This is a genomic window from Tyzzerella sp. An114 (genome assembly GCF_002161055.1).
GTDB lineage: Bacteria > Bacillota > Clostridia > Lachnospirales > Anaerotignaceae > Fimicola > Fimicola cottocaccae.
In genome coordinates this window covers 52044-72765 of the sequence record NZ_NFLT01000001.1, presented here as the reverse complement: position 1 = coordinate 72765, position 20722 = coordinate 52044, and the positions used below count along the sequence as shown (strand labels likewise).

Here is a 20722-nt window from a genome sequence, read left to right as displayed (position 1 = left end):
GTTTATTATTGTACATAAAGCACTAAAGCAGATGGCATTTTTATGTCACCTGCTTTATGTGCGTAAATAAGTTTTATTATTTTGATGTTTTTATTGTTTTTGTTATGGTTTGGACGTTGAAAATAATTTTGCGGATTTTAAATATCTGGAATTTATATATATATTAAAATTTTTAAATGAGGTATAGAGATGTCTGAAAAAAGTAAAAATGCAGTAAAACTGGTAAGCTCTATTATGATTATAACTCTTATGGGAAAAGTTTTGGGGCTTTTTAGAGACCAGCTTCTTGCTTGGAATTACGGTGTAGGTGTTGAGGCTAATGCTTTTACATCAGCCAGCAGAATACCACGTATTTTCTTTGATGCTGTTTTTGCATCGGCAGTGTCTTCAAGTTTTATTCCCGTTTTTAATGAGTATCTGCAAAAAGACGGTAAAAAACGAGCTTTTGATTTTTCAAATAACTTTGTAAGTATTGTTATTGTTGTCACAGCTTTGATGACTATTTTTGGAATTTTGGGAGCTTCATTCCTTCAAGGACTTTTTGCAGGAGGTTTTGAGGGTGAAACAGCTATACTTTGTACTGAGCTTTTGAGAATACTTTTCCCAATGCTTATATTTACAGGTGTAGCTTTCTCCTATGTAGGTGTTTTACAGTCATTAGATGAGTTTACTGTTCCAGCTGCAATGAGCACAGTATCAAATGGTATAATAATACTTTACTACTTTGTTTTTGGAACAAAATTCGGTGTTAAAGGTCTTGCTGTTGCCTTCCTTTTCGGTTGGTTTATGCAAATGGCTATACAAATTCCTCCTCTTTACAAAAAAGGATACCGTTTTAAATTTTTTATAAATTTTAAAGATGAGGGACTTAAAAAAGTAGGAGCTCTTATGCTTCCTGTTATGGTTAGTACTTGGATACAGCCTATTAATATAGCTATAAATGGAAGATACGCTTCTGGCCTTTTTGGTGGAAGTGGTTCTTCAATAGTTGATTATGCTAATAATTTATATTCAATTATTGTTGGTGTATTCGTTTTATCAATAGCAAATGTAATATTTCCAAAACTGTCAAGACAGACTGCTAATAATGAGGAAAAAGAGTATGGTGAGACAATAAACTCAACTATGAAGGTTCTTTTGTTCCTTCTTATACCTATGATGTTTGGTCTTATATCTTTAAGCACTCCTATTGTAAGACTTATATATGAGTGGAAAGAGTTTGACCATACAGCTACATTACTTACAGGTAGAGCTTTAGCCTTCTTCTCTGTTGGTATGATTGGTTTTGGTATACAGACAATATTAAGTCGTGCTTTCTATGCTTTACAGGACGGGAAAACTCCTCTTATAACAGGTGTTGTTTCTATTGGAATTAATGTTATATTCTGTCAGTTACTTGTAGGTAGAATGGACGTTGGAGGTCTTGCCCTCGCTTCATCTTTATCATCAATAGTTTCTGCTGTTCTTCTCATAATACCTATGAAAAAGAAAAGTAAAGATATTATGGGAAAGGGATTTTTGACTGCCACAATAAAAATGTTTGTTTCTGCTATTCTTATGACTGTTGTTGTAATTGTTCTTAAAGATATAATTTACAATTCAGTGGCAGATAATATTATAGGGCGAATTATTGTTGTAGCTGTCCCTACAATTATAGGTGTTATTGTTTATATGGTTTCTTCTTATATTCTTAAAATTGAGGAAAGTCAATTTGTTTTTAACTTTATAAACAAGTTTATATCAAAATTTAAAAAATAGTACGGAGGGATAATGTGTTTGAAAATAGTGTTGTTATAAAAATCCTCTCCCGTATGGGAATGTGGTTTTCATCACAGTTTGAAAACAGTCATATTATAAACTTTTTCCTTACACAGAATGATAAAAAGGAAAATGTTGAAAATAGTATATTTAATAGACTGTTTTATGGTGTGATTGGAATTTTTAGAAAAATATTTTCTGCCTTGAGACTTGATAAACTTTTTAAGGGCAGTATATACAGGATTTCATTTTTATGGTGTGCTTTGGCTGTAATTTTAGCTCCTGTTATACCTACAATGGTTCTTTTGGCAATATGTGTTGCCGGAGTTTTGTCTCTATTTCTTGATTTTATATGCAATAAGGACAGAAAACTTAAATATTTTGCTATAAATAAGTATATATACCTTTATGCTTTTGCTTATATATATGCAACTATAACTTCTGTTACAGTTTCGGGAAGTCTTTTAGGAGGTATGCTTACAGTTTTATTTATACTTTCATTTATAGTTATTGTAAATTCTGTAAATACAAAAAGACAACTTCATATACTTATGTTTTTTATGATATGCATTGGTGTTGTTGTTTCTTTATACGGATTTTATCAGTTTATGTTCCCTGATAAATTTAGTGGTGTATGGCATGACAAGGATATGTTTGAGGATATAAGTTTTAGAGTTTATTCTACTCTTGAAAATCCTAATGTTTTGGGAGAGTATTTCCTTCTTGTTATACCTTTCGGCTGTGCTTATATTTTTAATACAAAAAGTATTATAGGAAAACTTTTCTTTGCCGGCTGTACAGGTATTATGACAATATGCCTTATATTGACATACTCAAGAGGTTGTTATTTAGGTTTGCTTTTTGGTGCAGCAGTATTTCTTGTACTTTATGATAAAAGATTTATATGGCTTGGAATTATAGGGCTCATACTTTTGCCTTTTATACTTCCTGACACTATTATAAATCGTTTTATGAGTATAGGTGATATGTCTGACTCATCAACAAGTTATCGTGTTTATATTTGGCTTGGTACAATAGCAATGTTAAAAGATTACTGGCTTTGTGGTATAGGTCCGGGAATTGATGCCTTTAACCTTGTATACCCTGCCTATGCTTTTAACTCAATAAGTGCACCACACTCTCATAATCTTTTCCTTCAGATAATATGTGATGCAGGTGTAATCGGTTTTGCAATATTTGTTGCCGTTATATATCAGTATTATAAAGCCTCTTTTGCTTCTCTTAAAAAGGAAAAAGACAAAAAAGCTAGAGTTTATAATATTGCAGGGGCTTCTGCCGTTACTGCTTTTATGGTTCAGAGTATGACTGACTATACATTCTATAATTACAGAGTAATGTTCCTTTTCTGGGCTGTTTTAGCTGTGGGAATACTCTTTACAAAGTTTTCTGATATGAAGGAGGCTTAATATGATAAAAGTATTAAATATTATAAGTGATAAAAATATCGGTGGTGCAGGAAGATGTGTTTTAAATTTCTTAAAGCACTATGACAGAAAAAATTTTGATATAAGTGTTGTTGTGCCGGAAGGAAGTCTTCTTATACCTGAGATTGAAAAACTTAATGCTAAAGTTATTGAAGTTTCCGGTATAGCTGATAAATCTCTTGACTTAAAATGTATAGGTAGCCTTAAAAAAATTATAAAAAGTGAAAATCCTGATGTTGTCCATACCCATGGAACATTTTCAGGAAGAATTGCAGCTAAGCTTTGTCATAAAAAAATAATATATACAAGACATTCTGTTTTCCCTGTAAGTAAAAAAATAAGCAGACAGCCGGGAAAAACAGTTAATAAACTTGTAAATGAGTTCTTCTCTAATGATATTATAGCTGTTGCTGAGGCGGCAAAAGATAATCTCACAGAGGGCGGAATTTCAGATAAAAAAATAAAAGTTATACTTAACGGTGTTGAGACTGTTGAAAAGTGTACACCTTCTGAAATTGCAGAGACTAAGAAAAAATATGGCATAAATGATGATGATTTTGTTATTGGAATTATGGCGAGACTTGAGGCTGTAAAGGGACATAAATATCTTATTGATGCTGGAAGAATACTTAAGAAAAAAGGTAAAAAAATAAAAATACTTATTATAGGTACTGGCGGTATAGAAGATAAAATAAGAGATTATGTAAATAAAACAGATATGAATGATACTGTTGTATTTACAGGATTTATAAAGAATGTAAGAGAAATACTTAGTATTATGGATATTCAGGCTAATGCTTCTTATGGAACGGAGGCAACAAGCCTTGCTTTACTTGAGGGAATGAGCATGGGTATTCCTGCTGTTGTAAGTGATTACGGCGGAAATCCGGGGGTTATATCCCATGGTGAAAATGGATATATATTTAAACTTAAAGACAGTAAAGACATGGCTTTATACATTGAAAAAATAATGAATGAGCCTGAAACTTTTGAGTATATGAAAAATAAATCAAAAGAGATATTCAATAAAAAATTTACTGCTGATATATATGCAAGAAATATAGAAAATGTATATAGAGATGTACTTAAAAAATAATAGTGAGGTGCCAAAATGGAAAAAAAGAAATTTAGAATAAACTTTTTTGATATAGTGATTGCAGTGGTTATAATTGCAGTTGCAGGAGGAATTTATTTCTTTACTAATAAAGAAAAAGTTGTTGAGACAAAAAAACTTGTTTATACTTTCGAGCTTAACAGTCTTCCTGAAGGATTTACAGAAAATATAAAAGTAGGGGACAAACTTACTGATGGTGTGAAAAATTATAATATGGGTACTGTAATTGCTGTTGAAAAAACAGATTACACAGTTCTCTCAACAGACTATGAGACAAATACTATAAGAGAAAACGTTGTTCCAGGAAAAGAAAGAGCTGTTGTTACAGTTGAAGCTAATGTTACTGAAACTGGAGCAGATTATAAAGTTGACGGAAGTTTTCTTGTTAAAACAGGTCTTGAAGTAAATGTTCATGGACCAGGATATGCCGGAAGCGGTTATATAATTTCAATGGAAAGATGAGAGGTGCTGTGAATTATGAGAAATGGTAATAAAAAAGGTTTGCTTTTTGGCAAAATAAGCATTGTTGATATAGCTGTTATTGTAGTTATAATATTACTTGCAGCTGGTACAGTATATAAATTTAAAGGTCTTGCAAAGACAAACACTAATGCAGCTATGGTTCCTGTAACATACACTGTTGAAGTTAAAAAAGTTAGACCTTATGTTTTCGATAATGTAAAAGAAGGGGATATATTATACGATAAAACTTCTGGAAACTCTATTGGAACAATAGTAGCTGTTGAGGGAACTCCTGCAAAAGAAGCTACTGCAACATTTAATGGTCAGACTGTTCTTATGGACGTTGAAAATAGGGTTGATGTTAAATTTACAGTTGAGGCTGAAGCTGTAAAATCTTCTAATGGAACATATCATATAAACAGAACATATGAAGTTATAAGAAACTCTGCAAAGAAATTTATGACAAAATATTTTGAATGTAATGGTACTATTACAGATATATCTGAAAGATAATAGTTTTTAAAATAAAATATGATTATTTACAGGGAGGCATAATATGGCTGAAAAACAGACTATACTTATGACCCTTATGGGCCTTGAAATAGGCGGTGCCGAAACTCATGTTGTTGAGCTTTCTAAGGAACTTAAAAAACAGGGGTATAATATAATTGTTGCCAGCAATGGCGGTGTGTATGAAAAGGAACTTCTTGAGTCTGGTATAACTCATTATAATGTGCCTATGCACCAGAGAAATGTTTTTAAGATGATAAAATCATACTATCTTCTTAAAGATATAATCATCAAAGAGAAAGTTGACATTGTTCATGCCCATGCAAGAATACCAGGCTTTATATGTGGTTTATTACACAAAAAAATGAACAATTTTACTTTTGTAACATCAACTCATGGTGTGTACTCAACTAAAATGGGCTTGAGATACCTTACAAATTGGGGACAAAAGGTTATAGCAGTAAGTGAAGATATAAAAGAATATCTTATGAAATGCTATAAAGTTAAAAGTAAAGATATTTTTATAACTATAAATGGTATAGACACAGACAAGTTTTCTCCAAAAACTTCAGGGGCTAAAGTTAGAAGGGAATTAGGTCTTTCTGATGATGAGCCTGTTGTTGTTCATGTAAGTAGACTTGACGAAGGTGGAAGTGCCACTGCTGCGGAAGTTTTAATTGATTCTGCCTATAAACTTTCAAAAGAAATATCTAATATAAAAATAGTTATTGCTGGTGGTGGAAATCTTTTTAAAAGTCTTAAATCAAAGGCTGATGAAGTCAACAGAGTTATGGGTAGAAAATGCATAATTATGCTTGGACCTAGAACTGATATAAATGAAATTCTCATGGCTGGAGATGTTTTTGTAGGTGTTAGCCGTGCGGCTTTGGAAGCTATGGCGGCTGAAAAAGTTGTAATACTTGCAGGATATGCCGGATATATGGGAATATTCAATGATAAAAAACTTGTTGATGCAAGGGATAACAATTTCTGTTGTAGAGGTTTTGAGGAGACAAGGGTTGAACCTCTCGTTAAAGATATACTTTATTTCTTCAAAAAAATGCCAGAGGAAGAAAAAAGAGAACTTGGTGCATACGGCAGAGAAGTTATATTTGAATACTACTCTGTAAGTAGAATGGCAAAAGACTGTATTGAGGCTTATGAAGCAGGATTGAAAGACAGTGCTTCAACCCATTACAATGTCATTATGTCAGGATATTATGGATTTAATAATTCCGGTGATGAGGCTATTTTACTTTCAATGCATAAAAATATAGAGAGAATGGGAGATAATATAAATATAACTGTTCTTTCAAATAGACCGGAGGAGACAAAGGCTAAATATGGCGTTGATGTTGTGTATCGTTTCAGTTTTAAAGAGGTTTTTAATGCCATTAAAAATTGTGATGTTGTATTAAGTGGTGGAGGAAGTCTCCTTCAGGATAGTACAAGCACACGCTCACTTATGTACTATTTATCAATAATACTTCTTGCAAAACTTTTGAGAAAAAAAGTAATGCTTTATGCTAACGGAATTGGACCTGTCTCAAAAAATTTCAATAGACAAATTGTTAAAACTGTTGTCAATAAAGCCGACCTTATAACTTTAAGAGAAGGCTATTCCTATGAGGAGTTAAAATCAATGGGTGTAAGTGCAAAGTCTTTTGTGACTGCTGACCCTGTTTTCACTCTTGATGGTATATCTAAAGATGAAGCATATAAACTGTTTGAAAAAGCTAATATTCCTACTGATAAAGAAATTGTCGGAGTTTCTGTTAGAAATGTTAAACATTGGAGAAATGAAGATGAGTTTGTTGAGGAGATGGCTTATCTCTGTGACACAATATATGAAAAATATAATAGAAATATTGTGTTTATAGTTATGCAAGTTCCTAATGACATAAGAATAAGCGAAAAAGTCCATGAAAAAATGAAAAATCCGTCTTATATACTTAGAGACTCTTATTCTCCATATGAGATTATGGGTATAATAGGTTGTATGAGTTTTATTGTGAGTATGAGACTTCACACACTCATATTTGCAGCAAGACAGAGAGTTCCTCTTGTTGGATTTGTTTATGACCCTAAAATAAAATACTATCTTGATAAACTTCAAATGCCTTCAGGTGGAGATATAAATGATTTTGATATGGATAAAACTCTTGAAATAATAGATGACATGATTGTAAATCATGAAAAATACGCCGAGATACTTGACAAGTCTGCTAAAGAGCTTGAAGAGGCGGCACATAATAATGAAAAATACCTTATGGAGCTTTTGAAAAAATAAGGAGGGGCATTTTAAATGAGAAAAATTACACACGTTTTAGGGGTACCTTTTGACACATATACAATGAAAGAGGCTGTTGGTAGAGTTATGACTTTTCTTGGTGACGGGGGACAGCATATAATATGTACTCCAAACCCTGAAATAGTTATGGAAGCACAGAATGACAAGGAGCTTATGGAAATATTAAAGGCTTCTGACATGGTAATTCCTGATGGAATAGGTGTTGTTTGGGCTTCAAAATACAGCGAAATTAAAATAAAAGAGAGAGTTCCAGGCTATGACCTTACACAGAATGTTTTTGATAAAATAAAAGACATGGATTATACTGTATATTTCTTTGGTGGAGCTCCTGGCATTGCCAGTGCAGCCGCTAAAAAAATGATGCACAAATATGAAGGTCTTAAAATTGTTGGAACACGAAACGGATATTTTAATAAAAATGATGAAGCTAAAATTATTGACGATATAAAGAAATCAAAGGCTGACATACTTCTCGTTGGTCTTGGAGCACCTAAACAGGAAAAATGGATATATGACAATATGCGTTTTACAGGTGCTAAAGTTTGTATAGGTGTTGGTGGAAGTTTTGATGTTATGTCTGGAAATGTAAAGAGAGCACCTAAAATATTCTGCAAACTTGGTCTTGAATGGTTTTATAGACTTATAACACAGCCTACAAGAATTAAACGTATGATGAGACTTCCAAAGTTTGCTTTAAAAGTACTTAAAGAAAAATAAAAATAAATAAAACTGAATAAAGAAGGGATAACATTATGGTTTTAACAGACAAAAGACAGTTTTTTGATTTTTTTGTAGTGATGGTTGGAACATTCCTTACAGCTGTTGCTGTTGTGATGTTTTTTGACGCTAATGGTCTTGTACTTGGGGGAGTTTCGGGTATATCCATAGTTATAAAAGAACTGGGAAAAATGTTTTTTGGTGTTGAATTTCCTCTTTCAGTAATAAGTCTTTTTATAAATGTTCCTCTGCTTGTTGCTGCATACATTGTAATGGGCAGAGATTTTATTGGAAAAACTGTATTTTCTACAATACTTTTTTCATTATTTCTTGAAACATCAAAATTTTTACCTGTATATAAAGGGGAGTTAATGCTTTCTGCTATATATGGTGGAGCAATTCTTGGATTAGGTTCTGGTCTTATACTTAGGGGGCATGCAACATCTGGCGGTTCAGACCTTTTGGCCGCTATAATATATAAGTATAATAGTCATATATCTATATCCAAAATACTTTTTGTTATAGATGCTGTTGTTATTGCTATGGGACTTTTTGTTTTTGGTATTGAAAAATCTATGTACTCTGTAATATCTGTTTTTATATGTACTAAGGTTGCTGGAGGTATAATAGACGGTATAGGATTTGCCAAGGCTGTTTTTATAATATCAGATAAATCCGATGAAATATCAGAAAGTCTTATGAAAGACCTTAAAAGAGGAGTTACTGCTCTTAAAGGTAAGGGAATGTATACAAATAATGATAAAGATGTTCTTTTATGTGTTTTCTCACAGAAGGAAATTTCTATTGTAAAAGAAATTGTTATGAATATTGACAGTAGTGCTTTTATGATGGTAACAGACATAAAAGAGGTTATGGGTGAAGGTTTTGTCACATACAAATTGTGATATTAAAATAATTTTGTTGAAATTTACTGTATGACAATACTGTGTAATATAAAAACTTTGATTGTAAAAAGTGCCCACTTTTTGAACTCAGACAGTGAAAAATCACTTTATAGACAAATTTAATTTGCTATTTTTATTAAAAAATAAATATTTTGAAGAAAGTTTGTACTTTTTTTAAATATTTCTCTTTATTTTTTTGGTATTTTGTTATAAAATGTAATAGGGCAAAAAAGATGTTTTGTATGTACAATTTGTTCTAATTGACAGCTTAAGGTTTTGCAAAAAAGTCATTTGGGGAAACAAAAAAATAATTTTTTCTGGGGTGAGGGTATGATTTCAAATCAAATTTTACAAAACACAATCGATGGTCTTAAGAACATAACTCGTAAAGAGCTTAGTGTTGTTGAGAAAGAAGGAAAGGTTATTGCTACAACAGAGGAAAACATGATTGGCAGACAGATTGATGCCATTGAGAATTTTATTGGTTCTCAGGCTGAAAGCCAGCTTATACTCGGTTATCAGTATTTCAAAATATATGATAACGGTATTCCTGAATATGTTGTACAGGTTAAAGGTGAGGATGAAGAAGGTTACAGAATAGGTAAAATTGCTGCTTTCCAAATTCAGAGTCTCCTTGTTGCTTACAAAGAAAGATACGACAAAGATAACTTTATCAAAAATCTTCTTCTTGACAATCTTCTTCTTGTTGATATTTACAGCAGAGCTAAAAAACTTCACATTGAAAACAATATAAGAAGAATTGTATATCTTATAGAAACTAATATCGACAAAGATATGAATATTGTTGAGATAGTAAGAAGTATATTCCCAGCAAAGACAAAAGATTTTGTTACAGCTGTTGACGAGCATAGCATAATACTCGTTAAAGAATTGAGAGAAAAGGAAACTATGGACGAAATCGAAAAGATTGCTAAAATGATTGCCGATACTCTCAATAATGAAATTAAGAGCAAAGTTTATATCTCCATCGGTACAGTTGTAAATGACCTTAAAGATGTTTCCCGTTCTTATAAAGAGGCTAAAATGGCTCTTGAAGTTGGAAAGATTTTTGAAGGAGATAAATTTATTGTAAACTATGAGAAACTTGGTATAGGTAGACTTATATATCAGCTTCCACTTCCTCTTTGCAGAATGTTCATAAAAGAGGTTTTACATGGTCTTACAATGGACGATTTTGACGATGAAACTCTTGCAACAGTAAATAAATTCTTTGAAAATAATCTTAATGTTTCTGAAACATCAAGACAGCTCTATATACACAGAAACACACTTGTATACAGACTTGATAAACTTCAGAAAATGACAGGTCTTGACCTTAGAAATTTTGATGATGCCATAATATTCAAAATAACTCTTATGGTAAGCAAATATATGATTTATATGGACAAGATGTCTTATTAAAATTTAAAAAATAATACACAATGCAAAGGACAGGGGCGTAATTTAAAAAAAAGGGGCGTTCCCTGTCTTTTTATGAGTTAAGAAAGGAAGATTTTTTTGATACAACTTGAAAATGTTAAAAAAGTGTATCCTAACGGCTCCCAAGCCCTTAAGGGAGTTTCAATACACATCAAAAAAGGCGAGTTTGTTTTCATAATCGGTTCCAGTGGTTCCGGAAAATCAACTCTTATAAAGCTCCTTTTGAAAGAGCTTGACCCCACAGAAGGAAAAATTACTATAAATGGTATAGATACAACAAATCTTGCCAGAAATGAGATACCTTATCTCAGAAGAAACCTTGGTGTTGTTTTCCAAGACTTTAGACTTTTGCCAAACAAAACAGTATATGAAAATGTTGCTTTTGCTATGAGGGTAATTGAAGCACCTTCAAGAATAATAAGAAGAAATGTTCCAACAGTTCTTTCTCTTGTAGGTTTGCAGAAAAAATTGAGAGCTTATCCAAATCAGCTTTCTGGTGGTGAACAGCAGAGAACTGCTCTTGCTAGAGCTATTGTTAATAATCCACCTATACTTATTGCAGACGAACCAACAGGAAACCTTGACCCTGATACTGCTTGGGGTATTATGAATTTGCTTGAGGATATAAACAGCAGAGGTACAACTGTTGTTGTTGCTACTCATGCTAAAGATATTGTTGACGCTATGCAAAAAAGAGTTATAACACTTAAAAAAGGTGTTATTATAAGAGATGTTGAAAAAGGTGGTTATGATAATGAGGCCTAGTTCTATAAGATATTATTTTAAAGAGGGCTTCACAAGCCTTTTAAGAAACAGACTTATGACAGTTGCATCTATTGCTACTGTTGCAGCATGTATTTTTATTATGTCTTTCTCATACTGTGTTGTGAGTAATCTTCAGTATGTTTTAAGACAGATGGAAGACTCCATTGGAATTGCAGTATTTTTGAATGAAGAACTTACAAGTGAAGATGTTGAGAGAATAAGTACTGAAATAAAAGAAATTCCTCATGTTAAACAGGTTATATATACATCTCCTGATGATGCCCTTAAAGAACTTCAGGAAGATTGGGATATGGCTGGAATACTTGATGGATTTAGTGGTGAAAATAATCCTCTTTCAAGCTCTTTTGAAATAGCCCTTGAAGGTGTTGAATATCAGGGAGACGTTTCAAAAGCTTTATCTGAAATTGAAGGTATTGACAGTGTAAGAGATGCCCATACAGAGACAGAAGTTTTAATTAAAATAAATAATATTACTCAGGTTACAGGTGTTTTAGTAATAATTATACTTGGTGTTATATCCATTGTTATAATTATGAATACAATAAAGATTTCTGTATACTCAAGAAGAAATGAAATAAACATTATGAAATATGTAGGTGCCACAGACTGGTTTATACGTTGGCCTTTCATCATAGAAGGAATGTTAATAGGAATTATTGGTTCTCTCATTCCTATGTTGATTTCTTGGCCGGCATACAGTAAAATAATAGATGTATTATACACAAATCTGCCAGTAATTAAAAATATGGTTACTTTCAGATACAGTATAGACATTTTCTCTGTGCTTGTACCTGTTTCAATACTGGCAGGAATACTTTTGGGAACTGTCGGAAGTGTTACATCTATAAGAAAACACCTCAAAGTATAATTTTTTCAAAGGAAGGAAACAAATAATGAAGAAGTATTTAAGAGGTTTTTTTGCTGTTACATTTGCTTTCTCACTTGCTTTTAGTCAGGTGGCAGATGCCAAAACTCTCAATGAGCTTAAACAGGAGCAGAGTGACTTGGCAAACAAAAAACAGCAAACACAGAATGCACTTAATGAGACAAAAGCTAAACAGCAGGATATAAGTGCTGAGATTGAGAGTCTTGATAAGGTTGTTACTGAGGCTCAAAATCAGCTTGATGCAGTTAAAACAGAACTTAATGAAGTGACAGCAAGACTTGCAGAGTCTGAAATACAGCTTAAAGAAGCAACAGATAAAAAAGAAGCTCAGCTTAAGAGTTTTGAGACAAGAATTAAATTCTTACATGAAAATGGTTCAATAGGCTATCTTCAGATTATATTAAGTGCAGAGAGCTTTACTGATTTTCTCACTAGAATGCAGTATGTAAACGACATTATGAATTATGACAACAAGCTTTTAGGAGAATTAAAGGAAAGCGAAAGAGTTATTGAAGAAAAAACAAAAGAGATTGCAGAGGACAAAACGAGAGTTGAAGTCCTTGTGGCTGAACAACAGACAAAAACTGATGAACTCAATGCAAAAATGGCTGAAAAACAAGCTACATACAGCCAGTATCAGCTTGACGCTGCAAAATATGAACAGGAGCTTGCTTCATGGGATAAGGCAAGTAAAGAAGTTGAAAGTCTTATAGCTCAGGCAAGTGCAGCTTCTACAAGAAGTTCATCAAATTCAGGTGGCTCAGCAATGGGCAACGTTACATATACAGGAGGTCAGTTTGCTTGGCCTGTTCCTGGACGTTCTTACATAAGCAGTGGTTACGGTTATAGGTCAAGACCTATTGGAAGTGGAAGCGAATTCCACACAGGTTATGACATACCGGCTTCTTACGGTGCAAACATTGTTGCTGCTGAGGCGGGCACTGTAATATATGCAAGCTACATGAATGGTTATGGATATACAGTAATGATTAATCACGGGGGCGGATTGGTTACTCTTTACGGTCATAACTCAAAACTTGTAGTTTCAAAAGGTGATACTGTTTCAAGAGGACAAGTTATAGCTAAAGCAGGAAGTACAGGAAATTCTACTGGAAATCACTGTCACTTTGAGGTTAGACTTAACGGCAGTCACACAAGTCCTAAACCATATTTAGGAGTATAATATATTAAAAAAAAGGGGCTTTAAGGCTTTTATGCCTTTTAGCCTTTTTTAGAATAATATAAAAATTTTTTTAATAGAATTTATAATAACAAAAATCAGGAGTGAAGTTATGAAAAAAAGACCATTTTTGAAAGGTCTCATACTTGGTATTGCCCTTACTGTTGTTGTAGGTATAGGTGGTAATTTTGCTGTATCTGCTCTTGGTATAGGTATGTATAAAGATATGGGGCTTTCCGAAAAAATATCAACAATAGCTACAATACTTGACCAAAAGTATGTTGATGAAATTGACTTTGACAAAATGGAAGAAGGAGTATATGACGGTATGGTTAGAGCCTTAGGAGACCCATATACTGATTATATGACAGCTGAGGAGTTTTCTCAGTTTTTAGAAGATAATGAAGGTGAATTTTACGGAATAGGCGTTGAAGTTATAGGTGACACAACAGACGGAAGTATTCGTGTAATTTCTCCTATTATTGGAACACCAGCGGAAAAAGCGGGAATACTTCCTGATGATAGAATAATAAAAGTAAATGATACAGATGTTTCAGCTGAAAGCATAGATGAAGCTATAAAACTTATAAAAGGTGAGGAAGGTACATCTGTTAAAGTTACTATTTATAGACAGAGTACAGGTGAGATAAAAGATTTTGACATTGTAAGAGAAAAAATAAATGTTCAGACTGTTGAAAGTAAAATTGTTGATGACAATATTGGATATTTAAGAATAACAAGTTTTAAAGAAAATACATATGACCAGTTTAAAGAGCATTATGACAATCTTATGGGACAAAATATAAAAGGTCTTGTTATTGATGTCAGAAATAATCCGGGAGGAAATCTTGACGTTGTTGAGAAAATAACAGATATGCTTATACCGGAAGGAACACTTGTATATACAATAGATAAAGAGGGAAAACGTGAGGATTATACTTCTGATGCTAATTGTATAAATATTCCTCTCTGTGTTCTTGTAAATGGCAATAGTGCCAGTGCTTCTGAAATTCTTTCCGGTGCTGTTCAGGATACAGGAACAGGAAAACTTGTTGGAACACAGACTTTTGGAAAAGGTCTTGTTCAAGGGCTTTATCCTCTTTCTGACGGTTCAGGACTTAAAATAACAATACAGAAATATTATACACCTAAGGGAGTTTGTATACAGGGTGAAGGTATCACACCAGATTATGTTGTTGAGCTTCCAGAAGAACTTCAGTACCAGCTTACAATAGAAGAAGACAAAGATACTCAGCTTCAAAAAGCTTTGGAGGTTATAGAGGAACAGTTAAAATAACACAGTAGTTCTATATTTTGTGATTTTATGTTGACAGAATCTCTAAAAAAAGATTCTGTCTTTTTTATTAAATGACTATATTGACGATTTTTATATATTTTTGTCTATTCTCTTTAAAAGAACGGAATAATTATGTATAATTATTGAAGGTTATGGGAATGTATTTTGCAATGAAAAGGAGAATTGCCATGTTTGGTTTTATGGGATTTGGCGAGGACATAGGTATAGACCTTGGTACTGCCACAGTTCTGGTTTATATAAAAGGTCAGGGGATTGTTATAAGAGAACCCTCTGTTGTTGCTATTGATAAAGATACAAATACTATTCTTGCTGTTGGTGAGGAGGCAAGAAGAATGCTCGGAAGAACTCCGGGAAATATTGTTGCAATAAGACCTCTCCGTGAAGGTGTTATTTCAAATTATGAAATCACTGAAAAAATGCTTAAATATTTTATTGAAAAAGCAATAGGAAAACGCTCTTTTGTTAAACCTACTATCGCTGTTTGCGTTCCTAGCAGTGTAACAGAAGTTGAAAGACGTGCTGTTGAGGATGCTACAAAACAGGCTGGTGCTAGACAGGTTCATATTATAGAGGAGCCTATCGCTGCGGCTATTGGTGCTGGTATTGATATTTCAAGAGCTTGCGGAAGCATGGTTGTTGATATTGGAGGCGGTACAACTGATATTGCTGTAATATCTTTAGGTGGTACTGTTGTTAGCACATCTTTAAAAATTGCCGGAGATAACTTTGACGAAAATATTATAAGATATATGAGAAAGAAACATAATGTCCTTATTGGTGAGAGAACTGCTGAGGACCTTAAAATACATGTTGGTACAGCTTATGAGAGGACAACCCCTGTAAGCCTTGAGGTTAGAGGTAGAAACCTTATAACAGGTCTTCCTAAAAATATTACTGTTACATCAGAGGAAATGCATGAGGCTTTAAAAGAGTCTGTTCTCGCTATATGTGACGCTGTACATACAGTTTTAGAAAAAACTCCTCCTGAACTTGCTGCTGATATTTCTGATAGAGGTATTGTAATGACAGGTGGTGGAAGTCTTCTCTATGGTCTTGATAAACTTATAAAATCAAGAACAGGCATAAATGCAATTATTGCAGAGGACTCAGTTTCTTGTGTTGCTATTGGTACAGGAAAATATATTGAATTCCTCGGTGAAGGTAGAGGAAAAGGCAAATTTGATATTTTCGGAAAACCACACAATAATAAATCTTCTGATTTTGTAGCAACAAAAGAAGATGAAGAATAATATTTGAAATTATAAGCAGATACATATATTTTATATGTGTCTGCTGTTTTTAAAAAATATTGTTGACAATAGTGGATTATATTGATATAATATCACAGAATTGAATATAAACTTATCAAGAGAGGTTGAGGGACAGGGCCCTGTGACACCCGGCAACCGGCATAATAGCACGGTGCCAATTCCCCCGCATTATATATAAATATATTGTGGAAGATGAGGATTTTGTTATTAAGCCCTAGAGGCTTTTTTTATTGCAAAAAAACAAATTTTATAAATAAAACAGTAATCATTAGGAGGTTTAAAAATGGCTAAAAGATTATTTACTTCAGAGTCTGTAACAGAGGGACATCCAGATAAAATCTGTGACCAGATTTCTGACGCAATTCTTGATAATATTCTTGCAAAAGACCCTATGGCTCGTGTTGCTTGTGAAACTTGTACAACAACAGGTATAGTTTTTGTTATGGGTGAAATTACAACTGATTGTTATGTAGATGTTGAAAACATCGTTCGTGAAACAGTTCGTGAAATTGGTTACGACAGAGCAAAATATGGTTTCGACTGTGATTCTTGCTCAGTTATAACATCTTTACATGGTCAGTCACCTGACATTGCTATGGGTGTTGATAAAGCTTATGAAAATAAAACTGGCGAGGACACAAGTGAATTTGACACAGGTGCTGGTGACCAGGGTATGATGTTTGGTTTCGCTTGTGATGAGACAGAAGAATATATGCCTATGCCTATATATCTTGCTCATAAACTTACAAGAAGACTTACAGAGGTTAGAAAAGACGGAACAATGCCTTATCTTCGTCCAGACGGTAAAGCACAGGTTACTGTTGAATATGATGATGACAAAGTTGTAAGAATTGACACTATCGTTCTTTCAACACAGCATAGCCCAGATGTTACACAGGAACAGATTGAAAAAGATGTTAAAGAAAATATTATAAAAGTTGTTATTCCTGAAAATCTTCTTGATGACAAAACAAAATACTTTATAAATCCAACAGGTAGATTTGTTATAGGTGGTCCACAGGGTGACAGTGGTCTTACAGGAAGAAAGATTATAGTTGACACATACGGCGGATACGCTAGCCACGGTGGCGGTGCTTTCTCAGGAAAAGACCCTACAAAAGTTGACCGTTCAGCTTGCTATGCTGCAAGATATGTTGCTAAAAACATTGTAGCTTCAGGAATAGCTAAAAAATGTGAAATTCAGCTTTCTTATGCAATCGGTGTTGCTAAACCTGTTTCAATACTTGTAAATACATACGGTACAGGTAAAATTTCAGACGCTGAAATTACAGAAATCGTTAAAAAGAACTTTGATCTTCGTCCAGCTGCAATAATCAAAAACTTTGACCTTAGAAGACCTATATACAAACAGACAGCAGCTTATGGACACTTTGGAAGAAATGACCTTAACCTTCCTTGGGAAAAAATAGATAAAACAGAAGTTTTCAGCTCTGCTGTTAAATAATAAATTGTATGTTTTAAATTGCCCTGATTTTATTAGGGCTCTTTTTTTATATATTTAAAGGTGGTACAATATATAAATATCGATTTTGGGCAAGAAGAAGGTGATTTTTTGGAAAATATAGTTATAACAGGCTCTGTTGAGGATATTATATTTCATAATATTGATAACGGTTATTGTGTTTTTTCTGTTGACTCTGAGGGGGAAGAAGTGACCTGTGTGGGAAATGTAACACAGATACATGAAGGCGAAGAAGTAACAATGTCGGGAAATTGGTCTGTACATCCTACCTATGGAAAACAATTTCAAGTCAGTTTTTTTGAAAAAACAATACCTACAACAGCCGAGGGAATACAAAAATATCTTGCCTCAGGAGTTATAAAGGGTATAGGAAAGAAAACAGCAGAAAGAATTGTTGATAAATTCGGCGAGGCTTCATTTTATGTTATAGAGGAGAAACCTGATAAATTGGCAGAGATAAAGGGAATAAGCTATGAAAAAGCTATGACAATACATAATGTTTTTTGTGAACAGCACGAACTTAGACGTGCTATGCTTTTTTTGCAGGATTTTGGTGTAACTCCTTCCTATGCTATGAAAATATATAAAAGATATAAGGGTAAAACCTTTGAGATTGTGAAAGAAAATCCTTATAGATTGGCTGATGATATTTCGGGAATAGGTTTTAAAATGGCCGATAAAATGGCTCAAAATTCGGGAATAGAACCGGATAGCCCTAACCGTATAAAATCCGGTGTAAAGTATGTTTTAAATCAAGCTACACAAAATGGCCATGTATATTTGCCTAAAACAGAGCTTATACAAACAACATCGGAGCTTTTAGGTATAAATCCACTTATTATTGAAAACTGTCTTAAAGAGTTACAAGTGGATAATCAACTTTGGCAAGAAAAAATTAATGGTGTGGATTGTGTATATTTGTCAATGTATTATTATTCTGAAATTGCTGTTGCTAGAAAACTTCTTGAGCTTTCAATGGAATATTCCTCTGAAAATTATAAAAATATAGATAAAATAATTGAGAAAGCAGAGAGAAAAACGGGAGTTGTTCTTGATGTCAATCAGAGAGAAGCTGTTAAGGAGTCTATGAACAATGGACTTTTAATTATTACAGGTGGTCCGGGAACAGGTAAAACAACAACTATAAATACTATAATACAAATTCTGTCTGATGAGGAAAATGAAATTGTATTGGCAGCACCAACAGGACGAGCAGCTAAACGAATGACAGAAGCAACAGGTATGGAGGCTCAAACTATACATAGGCTTTTAGGTATAACATTTGCTGATGAGGAAGGCAGACGACAAATTTATGATAAAAATGAAGAAAATACTATTGATGCCGATGTTATTATAATTGATGAAACTTCAATGGTTGATATAAATCTTATGTTTGGTCTTACAAGAGCTATTGCGAGAGGTACAAGGCTTATACTTGTGGGAGATGTTGACCAGCTTCCTTCTGTTGGTCCGGGAAATGTTTTGAAAGATATTATAAATTCAGGAAAACTTAAAGTTGTAAAACTTGATAAAATATTCCGTCAAGCACAGGAAAGTGCTATTGTAATGAATGCTCATAGAATTAATATGGGTGAACAGCCTGTTTTAAATGAGAAAGAAAAAGATTTCTTTTTCTTGAGAAGATTAAATGGTGATGATGTTGTTACAACTATTGCTGACCTTGTTACAAGGAGAATACCTAATTTTCTAAATTGTGACAGTATGGAAGATATACAGGTTTTAACACCTATGAGAAAAAGTAAAATAGGTGTTCAAAATCTTAATGCCGTATTACAAAGTGTATTAAATCCCCCTGAGAAAGATAAAAAAGAAAAAGAGTTCAGAGATGTTATATTCCGTGAAGGGGATAAGGTAATGCAGATTAAAAATAATTATAATGCTGTATGGAAAATATATAATAAAGCAGGCAGAAAAATTGATGAGGGAGCAGGAGTTTTTAATGGTGACCAAGGTATAATACTGTCTATTGATAAAGTTGATGAGACAATAACAGTTATGTTTGACGATAATAGGGAAGTTGTATATGACTTTACTCAAATTGAGGAGTTGGAACTTGCTTATGCTATTACTATACATAAGTCACAGGGTAGTGAATATCCTGTTGTAATTATGCCTATACACAGTGGACCTCCTATGCTTATGTCAAGAAATTTACTTTATACAGGTGTTACAAGGGCTAGAAAACTTGTTGTGTTGGTTGGACTTGTTGAGACTGTCTCATCTATGGTTTTAAATAACAGAGAGATAAACAGATATTCAACCCTTGCATATAGAATACAAAGTCTTTATGATTTTATGAATATGGAGTTATGAGAAAGTATATTAAAAATATTATTAAATTTATTATAAATGTAATTTATCCTCCTAAATGTGCTGTTTGCAGTAATATTATTGAGTTTAATATAAGAGAAGGATATTTATGTAAAAAGTGTAGTGATGATATACCTTTTTTGAAGGGAAAGTTTTGTGAAAAATGCGGAAGACCTGTTGAGCATGGAAATTTATGTTTGAGATGTATGGAAAAGTCTTTTGCCTTTGATTTTGGATTTTCTGCTTTTGAATATAGGCTTATAAAAAGAAGTATAGCCCGTTTTAAATATAAGGGAATTAAAAAACTTGGTTTTTATATGGCTGAACTTATGTGTATATTTTTGGAAAGAAATTATCCTAATGTTATGAATGATATTGACATTATAATACCTGTTCCAATACATTCAAGTAAAATGAAAAAAAGAGGCTTTAATCAAGCTGATATTATAGGTCGTTTTATAAGTGAAAAATATAATATAGAGTACAGTGATACAGTTATTGAGAGAATTAAAAAGACAATTCCACAAAGTAGACTTCAACCTAAAGAAAAAATATATAACATAAAAGATGCTTTTGACATTAAAAATACTGATATTATACAGGATAAAAGAATAATGATTGTTGATGATATATTTACAACAGGTACAACAATAAATGAATGTTCAAAACTTCTTGTATCTTCTGGTGCTAAAAGTGTCGTGTTTTTTACTTTTGCTTCATCATAATTTATTTGTAAAAAGTTCATAAAATATTCACACTTTTTTAAGTCATATGTTATAAAATAATATTTGATTAATATTATAAT

17 protein-coding genes and 1 riboswitch are annotated in these 20722 nt (G+C 32.9%); all 17 genes read left to right on the top strand.

Going from position 1 to position 20722, the window contains the following annotated elements; genetic code table 11:
• The first annotated feature begins 189 nt into the window (after positions 1-189).
• The 17 genes from murJ to B5E58_RS00260 all read left to right on the top strand — a co-directional run bounded on the left by murJ (position 190) and on the right by B5E58_RS00260 (position 20642).
• Positions 190-1758 (top strand): murein biosynthesis integral membrane protein MurJ, encoded by a 1569-nt coding sequence (gene murJ / locus B5E58_RS00340; RefSeq protein ID WP_088107688.1) that lies wholly within the window; start codon positions 190-192, stop codon positions 1756-1758.
• Between the two features lie 14 nt (positions 1759-1772).
• Positions 1773-3185, top strand: a complete 1413-nt coding sequence (locus tag B5E58_RS00335) for an O-antigen ligase family protein (RefSeq protein WP_088107687.1) — start codon at positions 1773-1775, stop codon at positions 3183-3185.
• A gap of 1 nt (position 3186) precedes the next feature.
• Positions 3187-4299: a glycosyltransferase gene (locus tag B5E58_RS00330; RefSeq protein WP_088107686.1), complete on the top strand. Its 1113-nt coding sequence runs from the start codon at positions 3187-3189 to the stop codon at positions 4297-4299.
• Between the two features lie 15 nt (positions 4300-4314).
• Positions 4315-4779: a DUF4330 family protein gene (locus B5E58_RS00325; protein WP_088107685.1), complete on the top strand. Its 465-nt coding sequence runs from the start codon at positions 4315-4317 to the stop codon at positions 4777-4779.
• Positions 4780-4794: 15 nt separating this feature from the next.
• The gene (locus tag B5E58_RS00320) at positions 4795-5292 is read left to right on the top strand and encodes a DUF4330 domain-containing protein (RefSeq protein ID WP_088107684.1); all 498 of its coding nucleotides are present in this window, start codon (positions 4795-4797) and stop codon (positions 5290-5292) included.
• A 43-nt stretch (positions 5293-5335) separates the two neighbouring features.
• Positions 5336-7579, top strand: a complete 2244-nt coding sequence (gene csaB / locus B5E58_RS00315; protein ID WP_088107683.1) for a polysaccharide pyruvyl transferase CsaB — start codon at positions 5336-5338, stop codon at positions 7577-7579.
• Between the two features lie 15 nt (positions 7580-7594).
• Positions 7595-8317, top strand: coding sequence for a WecB/TagA/CpsF family glycosyltransferase (locus B5E58_RS00310; protein WP_088107682.1), 723 nt, complete (start codon positions 7595-7597; stop codon positions 8315-8317).
• Positions 8318-8352: 35 nt separating this feature from the next.
• Entirely contained in the window at positions 8353-9222 is an 870-nt protein-coding gene (locus tag B5E58_RS00305; RefSeq protein WP_088107681.1) for a YitT family protein, read from the top strand.
• A gap of 330 nt (positions 9223-9552) precedes the next feature.
• Positions 9553-10644 (top strand): PucR family transcriptional regulator, encoded by a 1092-nt coding sequence (locus B5E58_RS00300; protein WP_088107680.1) that lies wholly within the window; start codon positions 9553-9555, stop codon positions 10642-10644.
• Positions 10645-10740: 96 nt separating this feature from the next.
• A complete protein-coding gene (ftsE, locus tag B5E58_RS00295) occupies positions 10741-11427 on the top strand; it encodes a cell division ATP-binding protein FtsE (RefSeq protein WP_088107679.1) in 687 nt (228 codons plus the stop codon).
• Positions 11417-12316, top strand: a complete 900-nt coding sequence (gene ftsX, locus B5E58_RS00290; protein WP_158097623.1) for a permease-like cell division protein FtsX — start codon at positions 11417-11419, stop codon at positions 12314-12316. The genes ftsE and ftsX overlap by 11 nt, the downstream gene beginning before the upstream one ends.
• Before the next feature lie 25 nt (positions 12317-12341).
• A complete protein-coding gene (locus B5E58_RS00285) occupies positions 12342-13517 on the top strand; it encodes a murein hydrolase activator EnvC family protein (RefSeq protein ID WP_088107677.1) in 1176 nt (391 codons plus the stop codon).
• Between the two features lie 109 nt (positions 13518-13626).
• Positions 13627-14811 carry a S41 family peptidase gene (locus tag B5E58_RS00280; protein WP_088107676.1) on the top strand — a complete coding sequence of 395 codons (1185 nt, stop codon included), beginning with the start codon at positions 13627-13629 and terminating at the stop codon, positions 14809-14811.
• A gap of 200 nt (positions 14812-15011) precedes the next feature.
• Positions 15012-16082, top strand: coding sequence for a rod shape-determining protein (locus tag B5E58_RS00275; RefSeq protein ID WP_088107967.1), 1071 nt, complete (start codon positions 15012-15014; stop codon positions 16080-16082).
• Between the two features lie 109 nt (positions 16083-16191).
• Positions 16192-16302, top strand: a riboswitch (SAM riboswitch).
• A gap of 84 nt (positions 16303-16386) precedes the next feature.
• Positions 16387-17568 (top strand): methionine adenosyltransferase, encoded by a 1182-nt coding sequence (gene metK / locus B5E58_RS00270; protein WP_088107675.1) that lies wholly within the window; start codon positions 16387-16389, stop codon positions 17566-17568.
• A 108-nt stretch (positions 17569-17676) separates the two neighbouring features.
• Positions 17677-19920 carry an SF1B family DNA helicase RecD2 gene (recD2, locus tag B5E58_RS00265; protein ID WP_088107674.1) on the top strand — a complete coding sequence of 748 codons (2244 nt, stop codon included), beginning with the start codon at positions 17677-17679 and terminating at the stop codon, positions 19918-19920.
• On the top strand, positions 19917-20642 hold the full coding sequence (locus B5E58_RS00260; RefSeq protein WP_088107673.1) for a ComF family protein: 726 nt from the start codon (positions 19917-19919) through the stop codon (positions 20640-20642). Before recD2 ends, B5E58_RS00260 begins: the two co-directional genes overlap by 4 nt.
• Positions 20643-20722 lie beyond the last annotated feature (80 nt).